General features: G+C 72.3%; 14 protein-coding genes. 8 read left to right on the forward strand and 6 right to left on the reverse strand.

Annotated features, from left to right (window positions below; genetic code table 11):
- Positions 1–86: 86 nt before the first annotated feature.
- Positions 87–1,325 carry an ROK family transcriptional regulator gene (locus EBN88_RS19445; protein ID WP_122185186.1) on the reverse strand — a complete coding sequence of 413 codons (1,239 nt, stop codon included), beginning with the start codon at positions 1,323–1,325 and terminating at the stop codon, positions 87–89.
- A gap of 141 nt (positions 1,326–1,466) precedes the next feature.
- Between EBN88_RS19445 and EBN88_RS19450 the strand changes: the two genes are divergently transcribed.
- The 7 genes from EBN88_RS19450 to EBN88_RS19480 all read left to right on the forward strand — a co-directional run bounded on the left by EBN88_RS19450 (position 1,467) and on the right by EBN88_RS19480 (position 10,448).
- Positions 1,467–2,780: an ABC transporter substrate-binding protein gene (locus EBN88_RS19450; RefSeq protein WP_122185187.1), complete on the forward strand. Its 1,314-nt coding sequence runs from the start codon at positions 1,467–1,469 to the stop codon at positions 2,778–2,780.
- Positions 2,777–3,796 carry a carbohydrate ABC transporter permease gene (locus EBN88_RS19455; RefSeq protein WP_407703431.1) on the forward strand — a complete coding sequence of 340 codons (1,020 nt, stop codon included), beginning with the start codon at positions 2,777–2,779 and terminating at the stop codon, positions 3,794–3,796. Before EBN88_RS19450 ends, EBN88_RS19455 begins: the two co-directional genes overlap by 4 nt.
- Positions 3,789–4,670 (forward strand): carbohydrate ABC transporter permease, encoded by an 882-nt coding sequence (locus EBN88_RS19460; RefSeq protein ID WP_122185188.1) that lies wholly within the window; start codon positions 3,789–3,791, stop codon positions 4,668–4,670. Before EBN88_RS19455 ends, EBN88_RS19460 begins: the two co-directional genes overlap by 8 nt.
- Positions 4,671–4,734: 64 nt before the next feature.
- Positions 4,735–6,075, forward strand: a complete 1,341-nt coding sequence (locus EBN88_RS19465; RefSeq protein WP_122185189.1) for a GH1 family beta-glucosidase — start codon at positions 4,735–4,737, stop codon at positions 6,073–6,075.
- A gap of 202 nt (positions 6,076–6,277) precedes the next feature.
- Positions 6,278–7,333 (forward strand): LacI family DNA-binding transcriptional regulator, encoded by a 1,056-nt coding sequence (locus tag EBN88_RS19470; protein WP_122185190.1) that lies wholly within the window; start codon positions 6,278–6,280, stop codon positions 7,331–7,333.
- A 189-nt stretch (positions 7,334–7,522) separates the two neighbouring features.
- Complete coding sequence (locus tag EBN88_RS19475; protein ID WP_233580795.1) at positions 7,523–9,352, forward strand: discoidin domain-containing protein; 1,830 nt, start codon at positions 7,523–7,525, stop codon at positions 9,350–9,352.
- Positions 9,353–9,800: 448 nt separating this feature from the next.
- Entirely contained in the window at positions 9,801–10,448 is a 648-nt protein-coding gene (locus tag EBN88_RS19480) for a dihydrofolate reductase family protein (RefSeq protein ID WP_122185192.1), read from the forward strand.
- 84 nt (positions 10,449–10,532) lie between these two features.
- On the opposite strand, the gene EBN88_RS19485 is transcribed toward EBN88_RS19480, so the two are convergent.
- The 3 genes from EBN88_RS19485 to EBN88_RS19495 all read right to left on the reverse strand — a co-directional run bounded on the left by EBN88_RS19485 (position 10,533) and on the right by EBN88_RS19495 (position 14,817).
- On the reverse strand, positions 10,533–11,351 hold the full coding sequence (locus EBN88_RS19485) for a putative protein N(5)-glutamine methyltransferase (protein ID WP_122185193.1): 819 nt from the start codon (positions 11,349–11,351) through the stop codon (positions 10,533–10,535).
- Positions 11,352–11,752: 401 nt separating this feature from the next.
- The gene (locus EBN88_RS19490) at positions 11,753–13,594 is read right to left on the reverse strand and encodes an adenylyl cyclase (RefSeq protein WP_122185194.1); all 1,842 of its coding nucleotides are present in this window, start codon (positions 13,592–13,594) and stop codon (positions 11,753–11,755) included.
- A gap of 167 nt (positions 13,595–13,761) precedes the next feature.
- Positions 13,762–14,817, reverse strand: coding sequence for a DUF1996 domain-containing protein (locus EBN88_RS19495; protein ID WP_122185195.1), 1,056 nt, complete (start codon positions 14,815–14,817; stop codon positions 13,762–13,764).
- 412 nt (positions 14,818–15,229) lie between these two features.
- Between EBN88_RS19495 and EBN88_RS19500 the strand changes: the two genes are divergently transcribed.
- Positions 15,230–16,459, forward strand: a complete 1,230-nt coding sequence (locus EBN88_RS19500; RefSeq protein ID WP_407703432.1) for a macrolide family glycosyltransferase — start codon at positions 15,230–15,232, stop codon at positions 16,457–16,459.
- A gap of 139 nt (positions 16,460–16,598) precedes the next feature.
- Here EBN88_RS19500 and EBN88_RS19505 read toward each other — a convergent pair whose 3' ends face one another.
- Both EBN88_RS19505 and EBN88_RS19510 read right to left on the reverse strand, forming a co-directional pair.
- Positions 16,599–18,446 (reverse strand): coagulation factor 5/8 type domain-containing protein, encoded by a 1,848-nt coding sequence (locus EBN88_RS19505; protein WP_122185196.1) that lies wholly within the window; start codon positions 18,444–18,446, stop codon positions 16,599–16,601.
- 271 nt (positions 18,447–18,717) lie between these two features.
- A partial coding sequence (locus EBN88_RS19510; RefSeq protein ID WP_147472765.1) for an ABC transporter substrate-binding protein occupies positions 18,718–19,847 on the reverse strand: 1,130 nt, incomplete at its 5' end.

Raw genomic sequence — 19,847 nt, forward strand, 5'->3', positions numbered from 1 at the left:
ATGGCGCGCGGCGCGAATGACCCGGCGCCCGCCGGTGCCCGCGCTCCGGCGCCCGCCGACCCGGCGGGCGCCCCTGCCCGGGTGAACTACCCCGAGGCCAGGACCCGTTCCGGCGCGCCGCCCCTGGCGAGGAAGTCGGCCAGCGGCAGCGTCGCCGCGCCGACGGTGACCGCGTCGGGGCCGAGGCGCCCCAGGTCGATGGTGCTGCGGCCGGCCGGGTGCGGCAGGGCGTAGGCGTCGGCGGCCCGGCGCACCTCGGGCAGCAGCCGGGGGCCGAGCGCCAGGCCGGCCCAGCCGCCGACCACGATCCGCTCGGGGTTGAACAGGTTGATCAGGTCGGAGATCCCGGCCCCGAGGAACTCGGCGGTCTCGGAGAGCAGTTCGAGCGCGCGCGCGTCGTTGGCGTCGGCCGCCGCCAGCAGCGCGGCCAGCCCCAGCTCCTGGTCGGCGGTGCCGGGCGGGCCGCCGGCCTCGGCCCAGCGTTCCAGCAGGCCGCGCGCGCCCACATACGCCTCCAGGCAGCCGACGGCGCCGCAGCGGCAGCGGCGGCCGCCGAGCCGCAGCGTGGTGTGGCCGAACTCGCCGGCGGCGGACTCGGTGCCGCCGTAGGGGGCGCCGCCGGTGACGATGCAGGCGCCGACGCCCGAGCCCCAGAGCACTATCACCGCGTCCCCGCTCCCCCGGCCGGCGCCGTACCACATCTCGGCCTGGCCGAAGGTGCGGGCGCCGTTGGCCACCAACAGCGGTACGCCGGGCGGCAGATCGACCTCGGCGCGCAGCAGTGACTCCAGGGGAACGGCGTCCCAACCGACGGTGGCGCCGTGCACCACGGCGCCGGTGCCGGGCACGCGTTCCACGATGCCGGGCACGCCGACGCCGACGCCGAGCAGTTCGTCCGGGGCGGCCTTGGCGGTCCGCAGCACGGCGGCGACGCCGGCGCCGATGTGGCGCACGACGGACCGCGCGTCGTGGCCCTCGTCGGTGAGCGGGTACTCCGCCCTGGCCAGCTCGGAGAGGGCGATGTCGAACAGCTCGACGCGCACCCTGGTCTCGCCGACGTCCACGCCGATCAGCCGGCCGCAGTCGGGCGCGACCCGCAGCAGGGTGCGCGGGCGTCCGCCGTCGGACTCCACCGAGCCGGCCTCGATCAGCAGCCCGTCGGCGAGCAGCCCGCCCGTCACGTTGGAGACCGTGCCGGAGCTGAGGCCGGTGGCCTGTCCCAGCTCGTGCCGGCTCAGCGGCCCGTGGAAATAGAGCCGTCGCAGGAGCGACGCCCGGTTGGCGCGCCGCAGGTCCCGCACCGTCTGTCTCTTCGCCTCAGCCATGTGTTCCCTCCGAGGGGATCAACCTACCGGTGCGGACGGGGTTGACGCGCACTTACCTCCGGACTTAACTTATGTCAAAATTTAAGCCCCTGTCCGAGGCCGGGGCAAGCAGCCGCACACCCGAAGAAGGGTCCAACGACCATGCGTAGAACTCGCATAGCCCGCGCCGCAGCCGTGACGGCGGTGCTGACGGCCATCACCGCCACCGGCTGCGGCGGAGGGAGCACCAGCGGCGGCAGCAACGACAACCCCGACGAGCTGACCTACTGGGCCAGCAACCAGGGCACCAGCATCGAGCACGACGAGGAGGTGCTGCGGCCCCAGTTGGAGCGGTTCACCGAGGAGACCGGCATCGAGGTCAACCTGGAGGTCGTCCCCTGGGACAGCCTGCTGGACCGCATCCTCACCGCCACCACCTCGGGCGACGGCCCGGACGTGCTGAACATCGGCAACACCTGGTCCGCCTCGCTCCAGGCCACCGGCGCGCTCCTCCCGTTCGACGAGGAGACCTTCGAGGCCATCGGCGGCTCCGACCGGTTCGTGCCCTCCGCGCTCGCCGCCACCGGCGCCGAGGGCCAGGACCCGACGGCCGTGCCGCTGTACTCGCTGGCCTACGGCCTCTACTACAACAAGCAGCTCTTCGCCGAGGCGGGCATCGAGGAGCCGCCCGCCACCTGGGAGGAACTGGTCGAGGTCGGCGAGCGACTGACCGACGGCGACACCTACGGGCTGGCCGTGGAGGGGGCGTCCATCCCGGAGAACGTGCACCACGCCTTCGTCTTCGGCCAGCAGCACGGCGCGGACTTCTTCGACGCCGAGGGCAACCCGACCTTCGACACCCCGGAGGCGGTCGCCGCCATCAAGCAGTACATCGACTTCCTGGCCGCCGACGGGATCGTCGCCCCGGGCAACGCCGAGTACGCCCAGAACCAGTCGGTCTCGGACTTCGCCACGGGCAAGGCCGCGATGCTGCTGTGGCAGGCCGCCGGCACCTCGCTGGAGAACCAGGGCATGTCGCCCGAGGACTACGGCGTCGCGCCCGTCCCGTTCCAGGCCGAGCCGCCGGCCGGCGGCCAGGCGATCAACTCGATGGTCGCCGGCATCAACATCGCGGTCTTCGACAACACCGACAACCGCGACGGGGCCCTGGACTTCGTTGAGTTCATGACCAGCGACGAGACCCAGCGGGCGCTCAACGCCGAGTACGGGTCCATCCCGCCGGTGGCCACCGCGCAGGAGTCGGAGGAGTTCGCGACCGAGGAGCTGACCGTGCTGCGCGAGACCCTCGCGCAGAGCGCGGCGCCGATGCCGCAGGTCCCCGAGGAGAGCCAGTTCGAGACCCTGGTCGGCACCGCGATGGCGCAGCTGTTCGCCGACGCGGCCGGTGGCCAGGAGATCACCGAGGACGCCGTCCGCGAGCGCCTCACCGCCGCCCAGCAGCAGATGCAAGGGTGACCGCGTTGACCACGACGGACCTCACGCCGCCCCGCGCCGTCGATGACGGCGCGGCCGGCGGCGGCCCCACGCCGGGCCGCCGCCGGTTCCGGCTCAGGCTGCCCGACCGGCTGCGCCAGGGCGGCCTGCCCTACCTCCTGCTGCTGCCGGCCCTGCTCTTCGAGCTGCTGATCCACCTCGTGCCGATGGTCGTCGGCGTGGTGATGAGCTTCAAGGAGCTGACCCAGTTCTATCTGCGCGACTGGACCCAGGCGCCCTGGACGGCGCTCTCCAACTACGAGGTCGCGGTCGACTTCGACGCCCCGATCGGCGCCGCGCTGCTCGACTCGTTCGCGGTGACCTGCCTGTTCACCGTGGTGGCCGTCAGCCTGTCGTGGCTGCTCGGCACCACGGCGGCGATCCTGATGCAGGAGACCTTCCGGGGGCGCGGCCTGCTGCGCGCGCTCTTCCTCACGCCCTACGCGCTGCCGATCTACGCGGCCGTGATCACCTGGGCGTTCATCCTCCAACGCGACAACGGGATGCTCAACCACGTCATCCACGACCAGTTGGGGCTCACCAGCGACCCGACCTTCTGGCTGATCGGCGACAACAGCTTCGTCTCGCTGGTCCTGGTCGCCGTCTGGCGCAACTGGCCGTTCGCGTTCCTGATCCTGATGGCCGCGATGCAGAACATCCCGCAGGAGCAGTACGAGGCCGCGCAGCTGGACGGCGCCGGCGTCTGGCAGCAGATCCGGCGGATCACGCTGCCCTCGGTGCGGCCGGTCAACCAGGTGCTGGTGCTGGTCCTCTTCCTGTGGACCTTCAACGACTTCAACGTGCCCTACCTGCTCTTCGGCAGGGCGGCACCCGAGTCGGCCAACCTGATCTCGCTCCACATCTACCAGTCGTCCTTCGGCACCTGGAACTTCGGCTTCGGCTCGGCGATGTCCGTGCTGCTGCTGCTCTTCCTGCTGCTGGTGACGGCCGGCTACCTGCTGTTCACCTCGCGCGGAAGGAAGGGCGAGCATGTCTGAGACCCTCGCGGCCAAGCGCCCGCACCGCTCCCCCACCGCGCCGCCGCGCTCGTTCGTGTGGACCCGGCGGATCGTGTTGACGCTGCTGTCGCTCTTCGCGGCCACGCCGATCTATGTGATGCTCAGCAGCTCGCTCAAGCCGCTGGAGGACGTCACCGGCAAGTTCCGTTGGATACCGAGCGAGTTGACGATCCGCCCCTATATCGACATCTGGGACACCATCCCGCTCGCCAAGTACTTCTGGAACTCGGTGATCGTCGCCGGCGCCGCGACCGTCCTGTCGGTGACGGTGGCGATCTTCGCCGCCTACGCGGTGAGCCGGTACAACTTCCGGGGCAAGCGGGTCTTCACCATCAGCGTGCTCTCCACGCAGATGTTCCCCGGCATCCTGTTCCTGCTGCCGCTCTTCCTGATCTTCGCCAACATCGGCGACGCCACCGGCATCCCGCTCTCCGGCTCGCGCGGCGGGCTGATCCTGACCTATCTGACGTTCTCGCTGCCGTTCTCGATCTGGATGCTGGTCGGCTACTTCGACTCGATCCCGCGCGGACTCGACGAGGCGGCCCGGGTCGACGGCTGCGGCCCGCTCGGCGCGCTCTTCCGCGTCGTGGTGCCGGCCGCCGTGCCCGGCATCGTGGCCGTCTCCGTCTACGCGTTCATGACCGCCTGGGGCGAGGTGCTGTTCGCCTCGGTGATGACCAACAGCGAGACCAGGACCCTGGCCGTCGGACTCCAGGGCTACTCCACCCAGACCGAGGTCTACTGGAACCAGGTCATGGCCGCCTCCCTGGTGGTCAGCGTGCCGGTGGTCGCCGGCTTCCTGCTGCTCCAGCGCTTCCTCGTCACCGGCCTCACCGCCGGCTCCGTCAAGTGACCGCCGGAGCGCGCCCGCCGCGCGTTCCGGCGCCCCCGCACGACTCCCGAAGGGACGACCACCCGTGACCGAACTCAGCTCCCTGCCCGAGGACTTCGTCTGGGGCGTCGCCACCGCCGCCTACCAGATCGAGGGCGCGGCGACCGAGGACGGTCGCGGCCCCTCCATCTGGGACACGTTCTCGCACACCCCGGGCAAGGTGGCGAACGGCGACACCGGCGACGTCGCGTGCGACCACTACCGTCGCTGGCCCGAGGACCTGGGCCTCATGAAGACCCTGGGCGTGGACGCCTACCGCTTCTCGATCGCCTGGCCGCGCGTGCTGCCCGAGGGCCGGGGCCAGGTCAACGAGAAGGGGCTGGCGTTCTACGACCAGCTGACCGACGCCCTGTTGGAGGCGGGGATCACGCCGTTCCCCACCCTCTACCACTGGGACCTGCCGCAGGCCCTCCAGGACAGGGGCGGCTGGCCGGCGCGGGAGACCGCCGAGCACTTCGCCGACTACGCGGCGGTGGTCGCCGAGCGGCTCGGCGACCGGATCACCCACTGGGCCACCCTCAACGAGCCGCTGTGCTCCGCCTGGATCGGCCACCTGGAGGGCCGGATGGCCCCCGGGCTGACCGACATCGCGGCGGCCGTGCCCGCCTCCTACCACCTGCACCTGGGCCACGGCCTGGCGGTGCGCGCGCTGCGGGCGGCGATACCCAACGCCCAGGTCGGGATCGTCAACAACCTCACCCACTGCGAGCCGTTCAGTGAGAGCGAGGCCGACGTGGCCGCCGCCCGGCGGGCCGACGGCCACACCAACCGCTGGTGGATGGACCCGATCCACGGCCGGGGCTACCCGCAGGACATGATCGACGTCTACGGCGTCGACGTGCCCGAACGGCCGGGCGATCTGGAGACCATCTCCGCTCCGCTGGACTGGCTGGGCCTCAACTACTACTTCCGCAACGTCGCGGCCGACGACCCGACCGGCCCGGTGCCGCACATCACCCAGCCCGAAATCCCCGGCGCCCACACCACCCACATGGGCTGGGAGGTCTACCCCGAGGGGCTGGTGAAGACGCTGCGCCGGATGACCGAGGACTACGGGGCGCGGCGGATCCACGTCACGGAGAACGGCTCCGCCTACCCGGACACGGTCGACGCCGACGGCCAGGTCCACGACCCCGAGCGGGTCCGCTACCTGGAGCAGCACCTGGCGGCCTGTGCCCGGGCCGTCGAGGAGGGGGTGCCGCTGGCCGGCTACTTCGCCTGGTCGCTGCTGGACAACTTCGAGTGGGCCTACGGCTACGACAAGCGGTTCGGCCTGGTCCACGTGGACTACGCCACCCAGCGCCGCACGGTCAAGGACAGCGGACGCAGGTTCGCCGAGCTGGTGGCCCAACACCGGGGCGGCTGAAGGGAGTTGACTCTCCCTCCCACGGTGTGTCGGCTCGCGGGGCGCCCCCGCCTGGGGCGCCCCGCGAGCCGGCCGGGCGCCGCCGGCCCCCGGGACCCGAGGGGCGGGAGGGACGAGGGAGGCGCCGACGGACGGCCCTCCCGGGGCATGACGCTGGGAGAGCGCTGGGAGAGCGCTCTCTGAGTGTGTTATAAAGGCCACCATGAGCGATCGTGCGGCCAAGGGGTCCCCGACACTGGAGGACGTGGCCAGGGAGGCGGGTGTCTCCCGGGCCACCGTCTCCCGCGTGATCAACGGCATCAGGAACGTCGACCCCTCGATTCAGGACGTGGTGCGCCGGGCGATCGCCGCCACCGGGTACGTTCCCAACCGGGCCGCGCGTTCGCTGGTCACCCGGCGGGCCGGCTCCGTCGCGCTGGTGGTCTCCGGCGCGGGCGAGGACGACGGCGACGGGCCCGAAGCCCCGTTCCGCGGCCAGGTGTTGGCCGACCCGTTCTTCGGCCGGATCAGCAGCGGGGTGGTCGGCTTCCTGCGCCAGCGCGGGATGCATCCGCTGCTGATGCTGGCCGACTCGACCGACGCCAGGAAACAGGTCGTCAGCTATCTGAGGCAGGGGCACGCCGACGGCGCGCTTCTGGTCTCCATCCACGCCCGCGACCCGCTGCCGGAGATGCTGGTGGGCGCGGGGCTGCCCTGCGTCCTGTTCGCCAGGCCGCCGCAGCCGGTGCCGATCAGCTATGTGGACCTCGCCCACCGGGACGGCGGCCGGCTGGCCGCCGACCATTTGGTGGAGCGCGGCTGCCAGCACATCGCCACCATCAGCGGCCCGCTCGACGTGCTGGCCAGCCAGGACCGACTCGCCGGCTTCCGGGACGCGCTGGCCCGGCACGGCCATCCGTATGTGCCGTGCGAGGAGGGGAACTTCACGCTGGAGAGCGGCGAGCGGGCCATGGCCGCGCTGCTGGCCCAACACCCCGAGGTCGACGGCCTGTTCGTGGCGAACGACCTCATGGCCCAGGGCGCCCTCCACGTGCTGCGGGAAGGGGGCCGCAAGGTGCCCGAGGACGTGGCCGTGGTCGGTTTCGACGACAGCAGCGCCGCCGCCTCGGCCCGTCCGCCGCTGACCACGGTGCGGCAGCCGATCGAGGAGATGGCGGCCGAGATGACCCGGCTGCTGCTGGACCGCATCGACCAGCCGGACCGCAGGCTGACCTCGGTGATCTTCGAACCCACGCTGGTCCTGCGGCAGTCCACCTGACCCCGTTCCCGGCCCCGGGGCGGACCCGAGCGTCCGGCCGGTCGAACGATTCCGGCGATCCGGAAACGCGCACGCCCGTTGACACACCATGCCCGGGGGGCCAGTCTTTCCCGGGAGAGCGCTCTCCCTTTCGGTCGTTTCCCGCACCCGGACGAGTGCGACGGCCTCCCCCCGCGTTAAGGAGAAGGTGTGCTTACCAGGAAAGAGACGTCACAGTCGACGTCAAGGTCACGTCGCGGACGGCCCGTCGCCGTCGTCGGTGCCGTGTTGGCGCTGCTGGGCGGTGTCTTCACGGTGGCGAACCAGACCGCGTCCGCCTCGCCGGGCGACGCCTCCACGGCCGAGGCGGCCGGCTCGGATGTGGGCCTCACGGCGGCCAGCGTCGTCGAGGTGACCGGCGGCGACGGCAGCTGGCAGCTGACCGTGGACGGCGAGCCCTACGTCGTCGAGGGCCTCACCTGGGGCCCGCCGGCGGAACAGGCCGCCGAGTACATGCCGGACCTGGCCTCGATGGGCGCCAACACCACGCGCACCTGGGGCACCGACGCCACCAGCCTGCCCCTGCTGGACGCGGCCGCCGAGAACGGCATCCGCGTCATCGCGGGCTTCTGGCTCCAGCCCGGCGGCGGCCCCGGCAGCGGCGGCTGCGTGGACTACGTCAACGACTACGACTACAAGGGCGAGCAGCTCGCCGCCATGAACACCTGGGTGGAGGAGTACAGGGACCACCCGGCCGTGCTCATGTGGAGCGTCGGCAACGAGTCGGTCCTCGGCCTCCAGAACTGCTACGAGGGCGAGGAGTTGGAGGCCCAGCGGGTCGCCTACACCGAGTTCGTCAACGACGCCGCCCTGGAGATCAAGGCGCTCGACCCCAACCACCCGGTCACCTCGACCGACGCCTGGGTCGGCGCCTGGGAGTACTACGAGGCCAACTCGCCCGACCTGGACCTCTTCCAGGTCAACTCCTACGACGCGGTCTGCGACATCCAGCAGGCGTGGATCGACGGCGGCTACGACCGGCCGTACATCCTGACCGAGGGCGGCCCGGCCGGTGAGTGGGAGGTCGACGACGACGTCAACGGCATCCCCGAGGAGCCGACCGATGTCGCCAAGGCCGAGGGCTACAAGCAGGCCTGGGACTGCCTGATGGCGCACGAGGGCGTGGCGCTGGGCGGCACGCTGTTCCACTACGGCCTCGAAGAGGACTTCGGCGGCGTCTGGTTCAACCTGCTGCCGGGTGGCGAGAAGCGGCTGTCGTACTACGCGGTCGCGGAGATCTTCGGCGGCGAGGCGCCCACCAACACCCCGCCGGTGATCACGGACCTGGCCGTCGGCGGCGACCGCACGGCGGTGCCGGCCGGCTCGGAGTTCGAGCTGAGCGCCTCGGTGAGCGACCCGGACGGGGACGCGATCGAGTACGAGGTGCTGGTCAACAGCAAGTACATCGACGAGGGCGGCGCCCTGGAGCCCGCCGAGTTCACCGACAACGGGGACGGCTCCTTCACGGTGACCGCGCCCAACCGCCCGGGCCCCTGGAAGGTCTATCTGGCGGCGCGGGACGGCCAGGGCAACCTGGGCATCGACACCACCTCCGTCGGCGTCGTGCCGCCGCCGGTCGACGGAACCAACGTGGCACTGGGCGCCGAGACCACCGCCTCCACCTTCCAGGAGCAGGGTGACGGCGCGCCGTTCCTGCCGGAGCACGCCACCGACGGCGACAACGCGACCCGCTGGGCCAGCGAGTGGGCCGACCCGCAGTGGCTCCAGGTGGACCTGGGCACCAGCACCGCGATCGACACGGTGCAGCTGTTCTGGGAGACCTCCTACGCCAGGGCCTACGAGGTGCAGGTCTCCGAGGACGGTGAGAGCTGGACCTCCATCCACACCGTGACCGACGGCGCCGGCGGGGTCGAGACCGCCGAGGTGAACGGCTCCGGGCGGTACGTCCGGGTGCTGGGCACCGAGCGCGGCACCGGATGGGGCTACTCCCTCTACGAGTTCGGCGTCTACACCTCCTAGAAGCCACCCGAGGTCGCACGCCCGCGCATCCACCTCCCCGAACGGCCCCGGCCCCCCAAGGCTGGGGCCGTTCTCCGTTTCCGTTCCGCCCCGTGGCCGGCCCTGGCGAGCGGCGCGCCGAACGTGCTGTCGGGCGAACGTGACCGCACCGGGCTGCGACTCCCTCGCCCCAGCGGCGCGTTGGCTCGCCACCTCTGACGAGGTGAGCGTCCGGGCGGTCGAGGCCGCCCGGGCCGGCCGCCGCCCCGGCGACTCGGCGGGCGCGGGTAGCTCGCGGGCCGCCACCGGCCGGCCTCGGGCGGCGACTTCGTCTCCCATCCGCCGCGCTTCCAGGGCGGGCCCCTCCCGGAGAGACGCGGGAACCTCCCGCGCATCGTTTCCGCGTGCGGCGATGAGTTTTCGGGGCCCCGGATGTCACTTCACCGTTGTCCACTCTGAGGAGAAGCGCATGTCTCAGCTGTTGAAGGTACAGAACTTCACCGTTTCGGCCGACGGGGTGGCCGCCGGGGAGGATCAGAGTCTCGAGCGGCCGTTCGGACGGGCCGTCGAGCCGGAGCGGCTCTTCACCTGGGCCGGCGCCACGGCGAGCTGGCCCGGCCGCGCCGAACCGGGCGGGAGTCGGGGCCTCGACGACTACTTCACGCGGGACTTCTCGCGCAACATCGGCGCCGAGATCATGGGCCGCAACAAGTTCGGGCCCCAGCGCGGCCCGTGGCAGGACCACGAGTGGCGCGGCTGGTGGGGCGACGAACCGCCGTTCCACACGCCGGTGTTCGTGCTGACGCACCACCCACGCCCCTCGTTCACGCTCTCCGACACCACCTTCCACTTCGTCGACGGCGACCCGGGCGCCGTCCTGGAGCAGGCGCGGGAGGCGGCGCAGGGCAAGGACGTTCGGCTCGGTGGCGGGGTGAGCACCATCAGGGAGTTCCTGGACGCCGACCTCGTCGACACCCTGCATGTGGTGGTCTCGCCGGTGAAGGTCGGACCAGGGCTGCGGCTCTGGGAGTCCCCGGACGAGCTGCTCGACCGGTTCCACCTGGACGTCGTGCCGAGCCCGAGCGGCGTGACGCACCATCTGTTCTGGCGTCGTTGACCGCTCCGCGCGGAGCGGCTCTCCGCTCCGCGCGGTCCTTTCGCCGGCGCGGCGTCAGGCGGGCCGGCGCCAGGCGGGCCGGCGTCAGGCGAGCCGGCGTTCCGCGATGAGGACCGTGGCCTCGCGCTCCGGGCAGTGGGCCACCCGTGGGGCCAGCCCCACCGCCGTCAACTCCGCCAGCAGCGCCGCGCGTTGACGTTCGCTCGACTCCACCAGCAGGCTGCCGCCCGGTGCGAGCCACTCCCCGGCGCCGGCGGCAACCCGGCGGAGGACGCCGAGGCCGTCGGCGCCGCCGTCCAGCGCGAGCGTCGGCTCGTGCACGCGGGCCTCGGTGGGCAGCAGGGCGACGGCGTCGGACGGCACGTAGGGAGCGTTGGCGACCAGCACGTCCACCCGGCCGCGCAGCCGCGCCGGCAGCGGGGCGTAGAGGTCGCCCTCGTACACGCCGGCCGCCGCGCGCAGGTTGCGGCGGGCGTAGGCGACGGCGCGCGGGGCGAGGTCGGACGCGTGCACCTCGACGCGGTCCAGCGCGGCCAGCAGGGCCGCGCCCACGGCCCCGACGCCGCAGCACAGGTCGACGGCCACGGCGGGCGAGGGCGCGAGCCGCACTGCGCACTCCGCCAGGAACTCCGTGCGCCGCCTGGGCACGAACACGCCGGGCCCGACGCGCAGCCGTTGGCCGGCGAACTCGGCCCAGCCCAGGACGTGTTCGAGGGGTTCGCCGGCGACCCTGCGGGTCACCGAGGCCGCCAGGGCGCCGGGGTCGGCGCCGAACTCGGCGAGCAGCAGGGCGGCTTCGTCCTCGGCGAAGACGCAGCCGGCGGCCCGCAGTCGGGCGACGACGGACGCCGGGGACGCGCCCGGGGAGGAGACAGAAGCGGGAGAACGGGGTGTTACCGACATGAGAGCCTCTCAACGTGCCGGACTCTCCCTGGCCTCGGCGCGGCGGGCGCCTCCGCGTCCGCTAGCGCGCCGGGCCCTGCGCCCCGTGTCGGGGCCGGAGTGCCCGTGCCGACCATACGGTGATCGGGCTCACCTCCCCGTTCCCTCGGGGGTGCCATCGCACCCGTTCCGAACATCGCTGGTCCGACAGGACCGCCGTCCACCCTACCCGAGCCACGCCGGCTGGCCGTGGCTCGGGGGGGTGTCAAGACCGTGGTACCGCCGCCGACGCGGGCCCGCCCAGGCGCGCGTCGGCGAACGGCCGGGGCCCGGCACCGGAACCGGGCCCCGTTCCCCCGCCGGCGCGGCCCCACGCCGCACCGGCCAACCGGGCCCGCGCGGCTCCCGCGCCCGCGCTGGGCTCAGTTGCTCTCCAGATAGAAGATGCCGTCGTTCATCCCCGGGCCGGCCGGGCCGCCGAGGTCGTTGATGACGTGGTTGATGATGCCGAGTTGGCCCAGCGAGACGATCACCATGCTGGTGAAGTCGATGCCGTCCCCGGTCGGGGTCGAGATGGCCCGCTCGGTGGTGATGGTCTCGTCCTCCAGCATCAGGCTGTAGACGCCCAGGCCGTAGGCGGTGTGGTTGGTGACGCCCTCGGAGACCACGTAGGCGGTCCAGCCCAGCTCGTCGCCGTTCATCCAGGCGTCCTGGTTGGGCGGGTCGTAGGGCAGCTCGCACTGGTAGAAGTAGGTGCTGCCGTTGTCGCCGTTCCAGATCACCTGGTGGCCCTGGTAGTGCTCGACGAAGAGGCCGTAGCCGGTGACGTTGTCGCCGTTGACGATCAGGCCGTTGATGGCCGGGTTGACGTCCCAGCCGACGCCGTCGCCGTGGTCGCCGCGCCACAGCCAGATGTGGTCGATGACGGTGTCGTGGGCGTGCACCAGCAGGCTGACGTCGGCCGAGCCGGCGTGGGCGCCGCCGATCCGGCAGAAGACGTCGTGCAGGTGGATCGGGTTCTCCTGGTGGCGGGTCGAGGAGCCCTCGTCGCCGACCTCGATCAGGACCTCGGAGCCGTCCTCGCCCGCGTCGACCAGGATGCCGGCGAGTTGGACCCCGTCCACGTCGGCGATCTTGATGGCGTTGACCCCGCCCTCGGGGATCAGGGTGGCCAACCCCAGGCCCATGACGATGGTGTTGGGGTTGCTGATCTCGATGGTCTGGTCGATCCGGTAGACGCCGGGGGTGATCAGCAGGTGCTTGCCCTCGGCCAGCGCGGCGTTCATGGAGGCGGCGTCGTCGCCCTCGTGCGCCACGTGGAACTCGCTGAGCGGGATGGAGGTGCCGGGCGTCGGGCCGTTGGCCCAGGTGGTGCCCCGGGAGTCCTGGCGCGGGTCGGGCACGAAGACGGCGTAGTCGTCCCCGTCGAGGTAGAGGTAGGGCTTCTCCTTGACCCACGGGGTGGAGTCGACGACGGTGTGGGACGGGTTGGGGAAGTGGTGCGGCGGGGCGCCGTCGACGCCGACGAAGACCATGTTCCACACCGAGCCGGCCCACTCGCCCAGTTCGCTGTTGCGGGTCAGCCACTGCTGCTGGGAGCCGGAGACCACCCGGTCGACCTTGCTGTCGGCGAGGAAGCCGCCGCTGGCCCAGCCGTCGTAGCCGTTCCACAGCGGCATCTCGCCCCTGACGTGGAGGCGGCGGATCGGCGCGGCCTGGGAGACGGCGTAGCGGTTGTAGCCGTCCCAGGGCGTGACGGAGAGGTTCTCCGAGGCGCGCCAGAAGTTCTGGGTGGCGTTGCCGTCGAACCAGTCGGCCTCGACCCGCACCCAGCCGGTGATGTTGACGTCGTCGGGCGACTGCCCGAGGCCGGCGATGTGGGTGTAGTAGCCGATGTTGACGTCGAGGTCCTGGTAGTCGCCCGGCTTGAAGAGGAACGCGAACCGGCCGAGGCCGAACTGCGCGGTCTCCTGCTGCTGGAAGGCCGCGTTGAGGGTGGCCTGGATGTCGCCGATGGGCATCGACGGGTCGAAGACGGTGACGTTGGGGCCCAGGACCGGGTCGGCCTGGGTGATCGGGGTACCGGAGGCCAGCTGCGCCGGGCGCCGGGCCGGGCCCTGGGACGAGGAGGAGCCGTTGGCCAGGGCGTGGGTGGCGGCGGCTGAGGACACCACGGCGGCGGCCAGACCGGCCAGGGTGGCCCGTCGGGTCACCCCGTTGGGGCGGCGGTGCTTGGGGGCGTCGGGGGACTGGGGGGTGGGCACGGGATCTCCTAGGTCGACCCGACCGTCGCTGGCCGGGGAGGGTGGGGGGCAGAAGATGACGGAACAGCGGGGAGAGCGCTCTACGGTGGGGGTTGGGGGCGGCCGGCCCGCTCGACGCGGGGCCGACCGCCATGGGTGGCGGCGGGCCGACTCAGGGCCCGCTCGCCTCAGGGGAGTTCGTGGTTCTCGTCGAGGACCGCGCCCTCGTCGGGGTGGAACTGGTCGTAGCCCCGGGTGTCGCACTGGAGACCACCGTTGATGCAGTGCTCGACCAGCGCGGCGAGCGTGGCCTCGTCCCAGCTGTTGAAGAAGTCGTAGTGGAACGAGTACGCGGGGCCGCTGGCCAGGCGCACCTGTGAGGTGTCACCGTCGACCGGGAAGGCCATCTTGAACTCGATCATGGGAACGGCGACCGGGTGCGAGTCCGGGCAGACGTTCTGGTTGTTCTCCACCACCGGGTAGGCCATGTGGTCCTGGTGGTTCGGCGAGTCCAGGTGCCTGCCGTCCCAGCAACTCGGCGCCTGGAAGCGCACGTTCAGCTGGGAGCCCGCGGGGCAGTCGGTCGGGAACGTGGTGTTCCCGTAGTCGTCCCCGCACTCCCAGCCCTTGACGAAGCCGGGATGGCTACCGAACTCGTCCTCGGTCTGCATCGGGTTGCCGACCACGTAGCGCAGGCCGGTGGGGAAGGGACGCACCGACTCGTGGTCCCTGATACCCGACTTGTAGTAGATGACCTGGGGCCCGATCGGACGGACCTCCTCATCACCGTTGTACATCGTCGGCATCCAGTAGGCGGACCGGTCACCCGGCACCACACAGCTGGTCTCGCCGGCGTCCAGCGACGCCTCGTCGGTGTAGGCGTCGGTGGTGTCGTTCCCCATGAACGTGTGGTTGTGCGACTCGCCCGGCATCGACGGGTAGACGATGGGGTCGTCGTCACCGGTGTGGCTGACCGAGCAGTTGGCCTGGAACTCGCGGTGTTCCGCGAAGGGCGCGTCGGGGTTGGGCTCGATGCCCTCGACCGGCTCGTCCACCGGAATCCACTCGCCCGGCGGGGGTGCCATCAACATCTGGTGCGTGGAGTGGTCGGCCTCCGTCGAGGAGACGGCGGCCTGTTCGCCGCTGGGTGCGGCGACGGCGCCCATGGTGCCCAGCCCGGCGGCGACGAGCGAGAGCGCGGCCGCCGCCAACGTGCCGGACAACAGGGCTGTTCTACGTACCATGCGGACCTCCGAAGTCGCTTGGTAACGGGAGAGCGCTCTCCCATCGGCAGTGTTACGTTGATGATGAGAACGTGTCAATGCTCGGTGAACGGCGGACAAGGACCGGAACTTTCCCGGAACCCGGGCGGGGGGACAACGGTTTCTCCGCTGGGCCGGGGAAACGTTTCCCAGGGGCACCGCGAGGGGGCGTGCGCCGGGGGCGGACGGGAGCTACCGGGGTGACGGCCGGGGACCGGGGCGTCTAGGGTGGCGGGCATGGTCCAGGCTCAGATCTACGGCTGACGGCACGGGCGGAACAGGTCCCCGCGCCCGCTCCCGCGTTTCCGCGACGCGCGCCCGCCCTTCGGGGCGATGTTCCGACGCGCCGCCGCGCGGTGCCTTTGTATGCCCGATCTGAGATGAGTGTTCTCCCATGTCTTCTTCCGTGCCCTCTTCCGCCCCCGCGCGCTCGCCGCTCTCCCCGCGCACCACCGAGCGGCCCGCCCATGTGGCGATGGCCGGTGTCCCCGCGATCAGCCATGTGCTGCCGAGCCTGGAGATCATCCGGGAGTTGGTCGCCCGTGGCCACCGGGTCACCTACGCCAACGACCCGCTGATGGCCGAGCGGATCACGGCCACCGGCGCCGAGTTCGTTCCGCTGGCGTCCCGGCTGCCGGTCGTGGACAACGACTGGCCCGAGGACCCGATCGCCGCGATGGGCCTCTTCCTCGACGACGCGATCCGGGCGCTGCCCGCGCTGCGCGCCCACTACGACGCCGATCCGGCGGACGTCTGTCTCTACGACATCGGCGCCTATGCCGCCCGTGCCCTGGCCGAGGCGCAGGGCCGGCCGCTGGTGCAGCTCTCCCCTACCTATGTGGCGTGGCGGGGCTACGAGGAGGAGGTCGCCGCCGCGCTGTGGCGGCTGCCGGGGGCCGACGCCTATCGGGAGAAGTTCTCCGCCTGGTTGGCCTCCTCCGGGGCGACCACGCTGGACATGGAGAGCTTCTCCGGTCGGCCTGGGCGCTGCCTCGCGCTGGTGCCCCGGGCCATGCAGCCGCGTCTTGAGGACGTGGACACCTCGACGGTGACCTTTGTCGGGCCCTGCTTCGGGGACCGGCTGGGCCGGAGGGACTGGCAACGGCCGGCCGGGGCGCGGCGGGTGCTGCTGGTCTCGCTGGGCTCGGCGTACACCCGGCAGGCCGCGTTCTACCGGCGCTGCCTCGACGCCTTCGGCGGGCTGGACGGCTGGCATGTGGTGCTGGGCATCGGCCGGCACACCGACCCGGCGGAGCTGGGCGAGGTGCCGGAGAACGTCGAGGTGCACGCGTGGCTGCCGCAGCTGTCGGTGCTGGAGCAGGCCGACGCGTTCGTCACCCACGCCGGGATGGGGGGCTGCTCGGAGGGCCTGGCGACCGGGACGCCGATGATCGCGGTGCCGCAGGCCGTCGACCAGTTCGCCAACGCGGACCGGCTGGTGGAGCTGGGGGTGGCGCGGCGGCTGGACACCGAGGAGGCGACGGCCGACCGGCTGCGGGCCACGCTGTTGGAGCTGGTCAACGACCCGGCGGTGGCGCGGCGTTCGGCCGAACTGCGGGCGGCGGCCGCCGCCGAGGGCGGCACCGCGCGGGCGGCCGACCTGATCGAGGCCGAGGTGCGCTGAGGCTTCCGCCCCGGCCCCGCCCGGCCGCCCTCCGGCGGCCGGGCGGGCTCCCTCGGCGCGTCACCGCCCCCGACGAACTCGCCGGCGCGGTTGAGGCGTTCCTCGTCGCGCTCTCGTCACCGTCCGGCCGCCGATCCGCCTACGGGTAGGAGACGACATAGGACTCGACGGAGCCGGGGCCGGCGGGGCCTCCGGTGTCGTTGACGACGTGTTCGATGGTGCCGGTGCCACCGCCGAGGGAGACCGCCAGCATGTGTTCCAGGGCGACGCCCGGGGCCTGCGGCACCTCGATGCCGCGTTCGCTGACGACGCTGGGGTTGGCGTTGAAGAAGCAGTACACGCCCAGGCCCCAGGCGCGGTGGTCGGTGACGGCGTCGTTGACCTTGTAGGAGGCGAAGCCCCGGGTCGAACCGTTCATCCAGGACTCCTGGCTGGGCGGGTCGTAGGGCATCTCGCTCTGGTAGAAGTACGTGCGGCCGCGCTCGCCGTTCCAGAAGACCTGGTAGTCCTGGTAGTGCTCGACGAAGAGGCCGTAGGCGGTGACGTCGTCGCCGTTGACGATCAGGCCGTAGAGGGCGGGGTTGGTGTTCCAGCCGATGCCGGTGCCGTGGTCGCCGCGCCACAGCCAGGTGTGGTCGCAGATGACGTGGTTGCTGTTGATCGCGAGGCTGACGTCAGCGTTGCCGGCGTGCATCCCGCCGATGCGGAAGAAGACGTCGTGCAGCGAGGTGGGGTTGGCGGAGTGGTCGGCGTCGGCGCCCTCCTCGCCGACGACCATCATCAGCGGCGAGTTCTGTTCGTTGGCGTCGACGAGGATGCCGGCGACCTTGACGCCGTCCACGTCGGCGACGGTGACGGCTGGCTGGCCGGGAGCGGGGACCAGGGTGGCCAGGCCGAGGCCGAGCACCACGGTGTCGGCCCTGCCGACCTGGATGGGGCCGTCGAGCAAGTAGATGCCGGGGGTCAGCAGGAGGTGGCGGCCCTCGGCGAGCGCCGCGTTGATCTCGGGGACGGGGGTGTCGGGGTCGGCGACGAGGAACTGCTCGATGGGGATGGACTCGCCCTCGGGCGTGGCCTGGTGCCAGGTGGTGCCGGAGGTGTCGGTGCGCAGGGCCGGGACGAAGACGTGCCAGGCGCCGGCGTCGTCCATGTACAGGAACGGCTTCTCGCGGATCAGCGGGGTGGAGTCGACGACGGTGTAGGGGGGTTCGGGGAACTGTCCCGCCGGGGCGTTCTCCACGCCGACGAAGACCATGTTCCAGTTGGCGCCGGTCCAGGAGCCGAACTCGCTGTCCCGGGAGAGCCACTGCTGCTGGGAGCCGGAGTTGACGTCGCCCTCGACGCGGCAGTCGGCCATGAAGCCGCCGCTGGACCAGCCGCCGTCGTCCAGCACCAGGTCGCCGTTGACATGCATCCGGCGGTAGGGGGCGGCCTGGGAGACCGCCCAGCGGTCGAAGCCGTCGGGCGGGGAGACGGAGAGGTTCTCCGCGCAGCGCCAGAAGTTGTGGGTGGCGTTGCCGTCGAACCAGTCGGCCTCCACGTGGACGGTGCCGTCGATGGCCACGTCGTCCGGGGAGAGGCCGAGGCCGGCGACCTGGGTGTAGTAGCCGACGTTGGCGTTGACGGCGTAGGAGCCCGGCTTGAAGAGCACGGCGTGGCGGCCGGTGCCGAACTGGTCGGTCTCCATCGCGTCGAAGATGCCGTCGAGCACCGCCTGGATGTCGGCGGAGGGGGTCTCCGGTCCGAAGATGTGGACGTTGGGGCCGAGGTCGGGGTCGGCCAGCGGGCGGAGCGCGGTGCCGGCCTGCGGCCGGGCGGCGGGCGTGGCGCCCGCGCCGGTTGCCGTGGTGGCGGCGACGCCGACGCCGGCGGCCCCGGTCGCGACCGCGATCCCGGTGAGCAGGGTGCGGCGGGACAGCCGGCGGCCGTGGGCGGGCGGCTCGGTGGGGTCCTCGGCCCGCTGGGGCGGGTGGGGCGTGTCTGGCATGTGTGTCCTCCGGTGTGGGGCGACCGTCCACGCCGCGTTGGGGTCGCGGCGATGGGGCTGAACGGCCACCGGGCGTGATCACAGCGCAGGGGCGGGGGCGGGTCAACGGCTGGCGCCCGGTTCCGGAACCGATCGCGCGGTTCCGGGAAAGCGCTTGCGATCACCGGGGGTTCGGGCGGACGTTCGGGGGCGTGCGTTCGGCCGACGGCTGGCGCTGCGGCCGGCGGTTCGGGGGCTGGCCGGCTCGAGGGAACGGCTCGTGGGGGGCGGATCAGAGGGAGACCGGGCCCTCGAAGCGGAGTTGGCCGCGGTGGGCGCGGTAGAGATACGCCAGCGGGCCGGCGCCCGCGTAGGCGCCGGTGTCATCGAAGGCCAACTCCCTGGCCACGCCCCGGTACTCGCTGGCGCGCAGCCGGTCCAGGAGCACGCCCCTGGTGAGGCCGCCCCGGCGTTCCACGGTCTCGCGCATGGCGGTGACCAGCAGATGGGCGGCGTCATAGGCCTCGGCCGCGTAGGGCTCGGGGTCCCAGCCGAAGCGTTCGCGGTGGGCCTGGCCGAAGGTGCGCGCCCTGGGGTCGCTGCGCGGGTCGGTGTAGGCGGCCAGGAAGTACCAGTCGTCGGGCGGCTGGCCACTGCGCAGGAAGTACTCGGGACCGATGGCGCGTTCGGTGCCCAGGCCCAGGCCGGCGAAGCCGGTGGTGCGCAGCGCGCGGGAGAGGCGGCCCGCGCCCTCGGCGTGACCGCACCAGACCACGGCCTCGGTGCCGTCGCCGGTGAGTTCGGCGGCCAGGGCGGTGAAGTCGGCGTCGGCGCTGTCGAGTTCCCTGGTCTGCGGGGCGAACCGCTCGCGGTCCAGGGAGCCGTTGACGGCGCGGGCGGTGCGGCCGCCGTCCTCGCCGGCGGCGCGGTCGTTGAGCACGACGACGCGGCGGGCCGCGTGGGCGGCGAGCACCTCGCCAGCGGCGAGCCCGGCGAGCGTGGCGGGCGGGCGGGCCAGCAGCAGGGACGGGTGGCGCCCGCCGTCGGGGGTGCCGGCCACCGACAGGGCGAGCAGGGGGAGTTCGGCGCCGCCGTAGGTCTCGCCGACGACCGGCAGCACCGCGTCGTCGGTGGGGCCGAGGACGGCCATCACCTCGGGGTCGGCGGCCAGGGTGCGGGCGGCGTCGGCGGCCAGGGTCCGGTCGCCGGCGTCGTCGAGGGAGCGGACGGCGAGGTCGAAGGGGAGGTTGCCCAGCCGGTTCAGCTCGTCGACGGCCATGTTGAGGCCGCGCTGTTGGCCGTTGCCGGCGGTGGCGTGGGGTCCGCTGAGGTCGGCGTGCAGGCCGATGACGCAGGTGCGGCGGCCGGCGCCGGCCGGGGACTCGGCGCCGGGGCGGACGCGGGTCAGCAGGCCGGCGCCCG

The sequence above is a fragment of the Streptomyces triticirhizae genome, from assembly GCF_003696235.1.
Lineage (GTDB): Bacteria > Actinomycetota > Actinomycetes > Streptomycetales > Streptomycetaceae > Streptomyces > Streptomyces triticirhizae.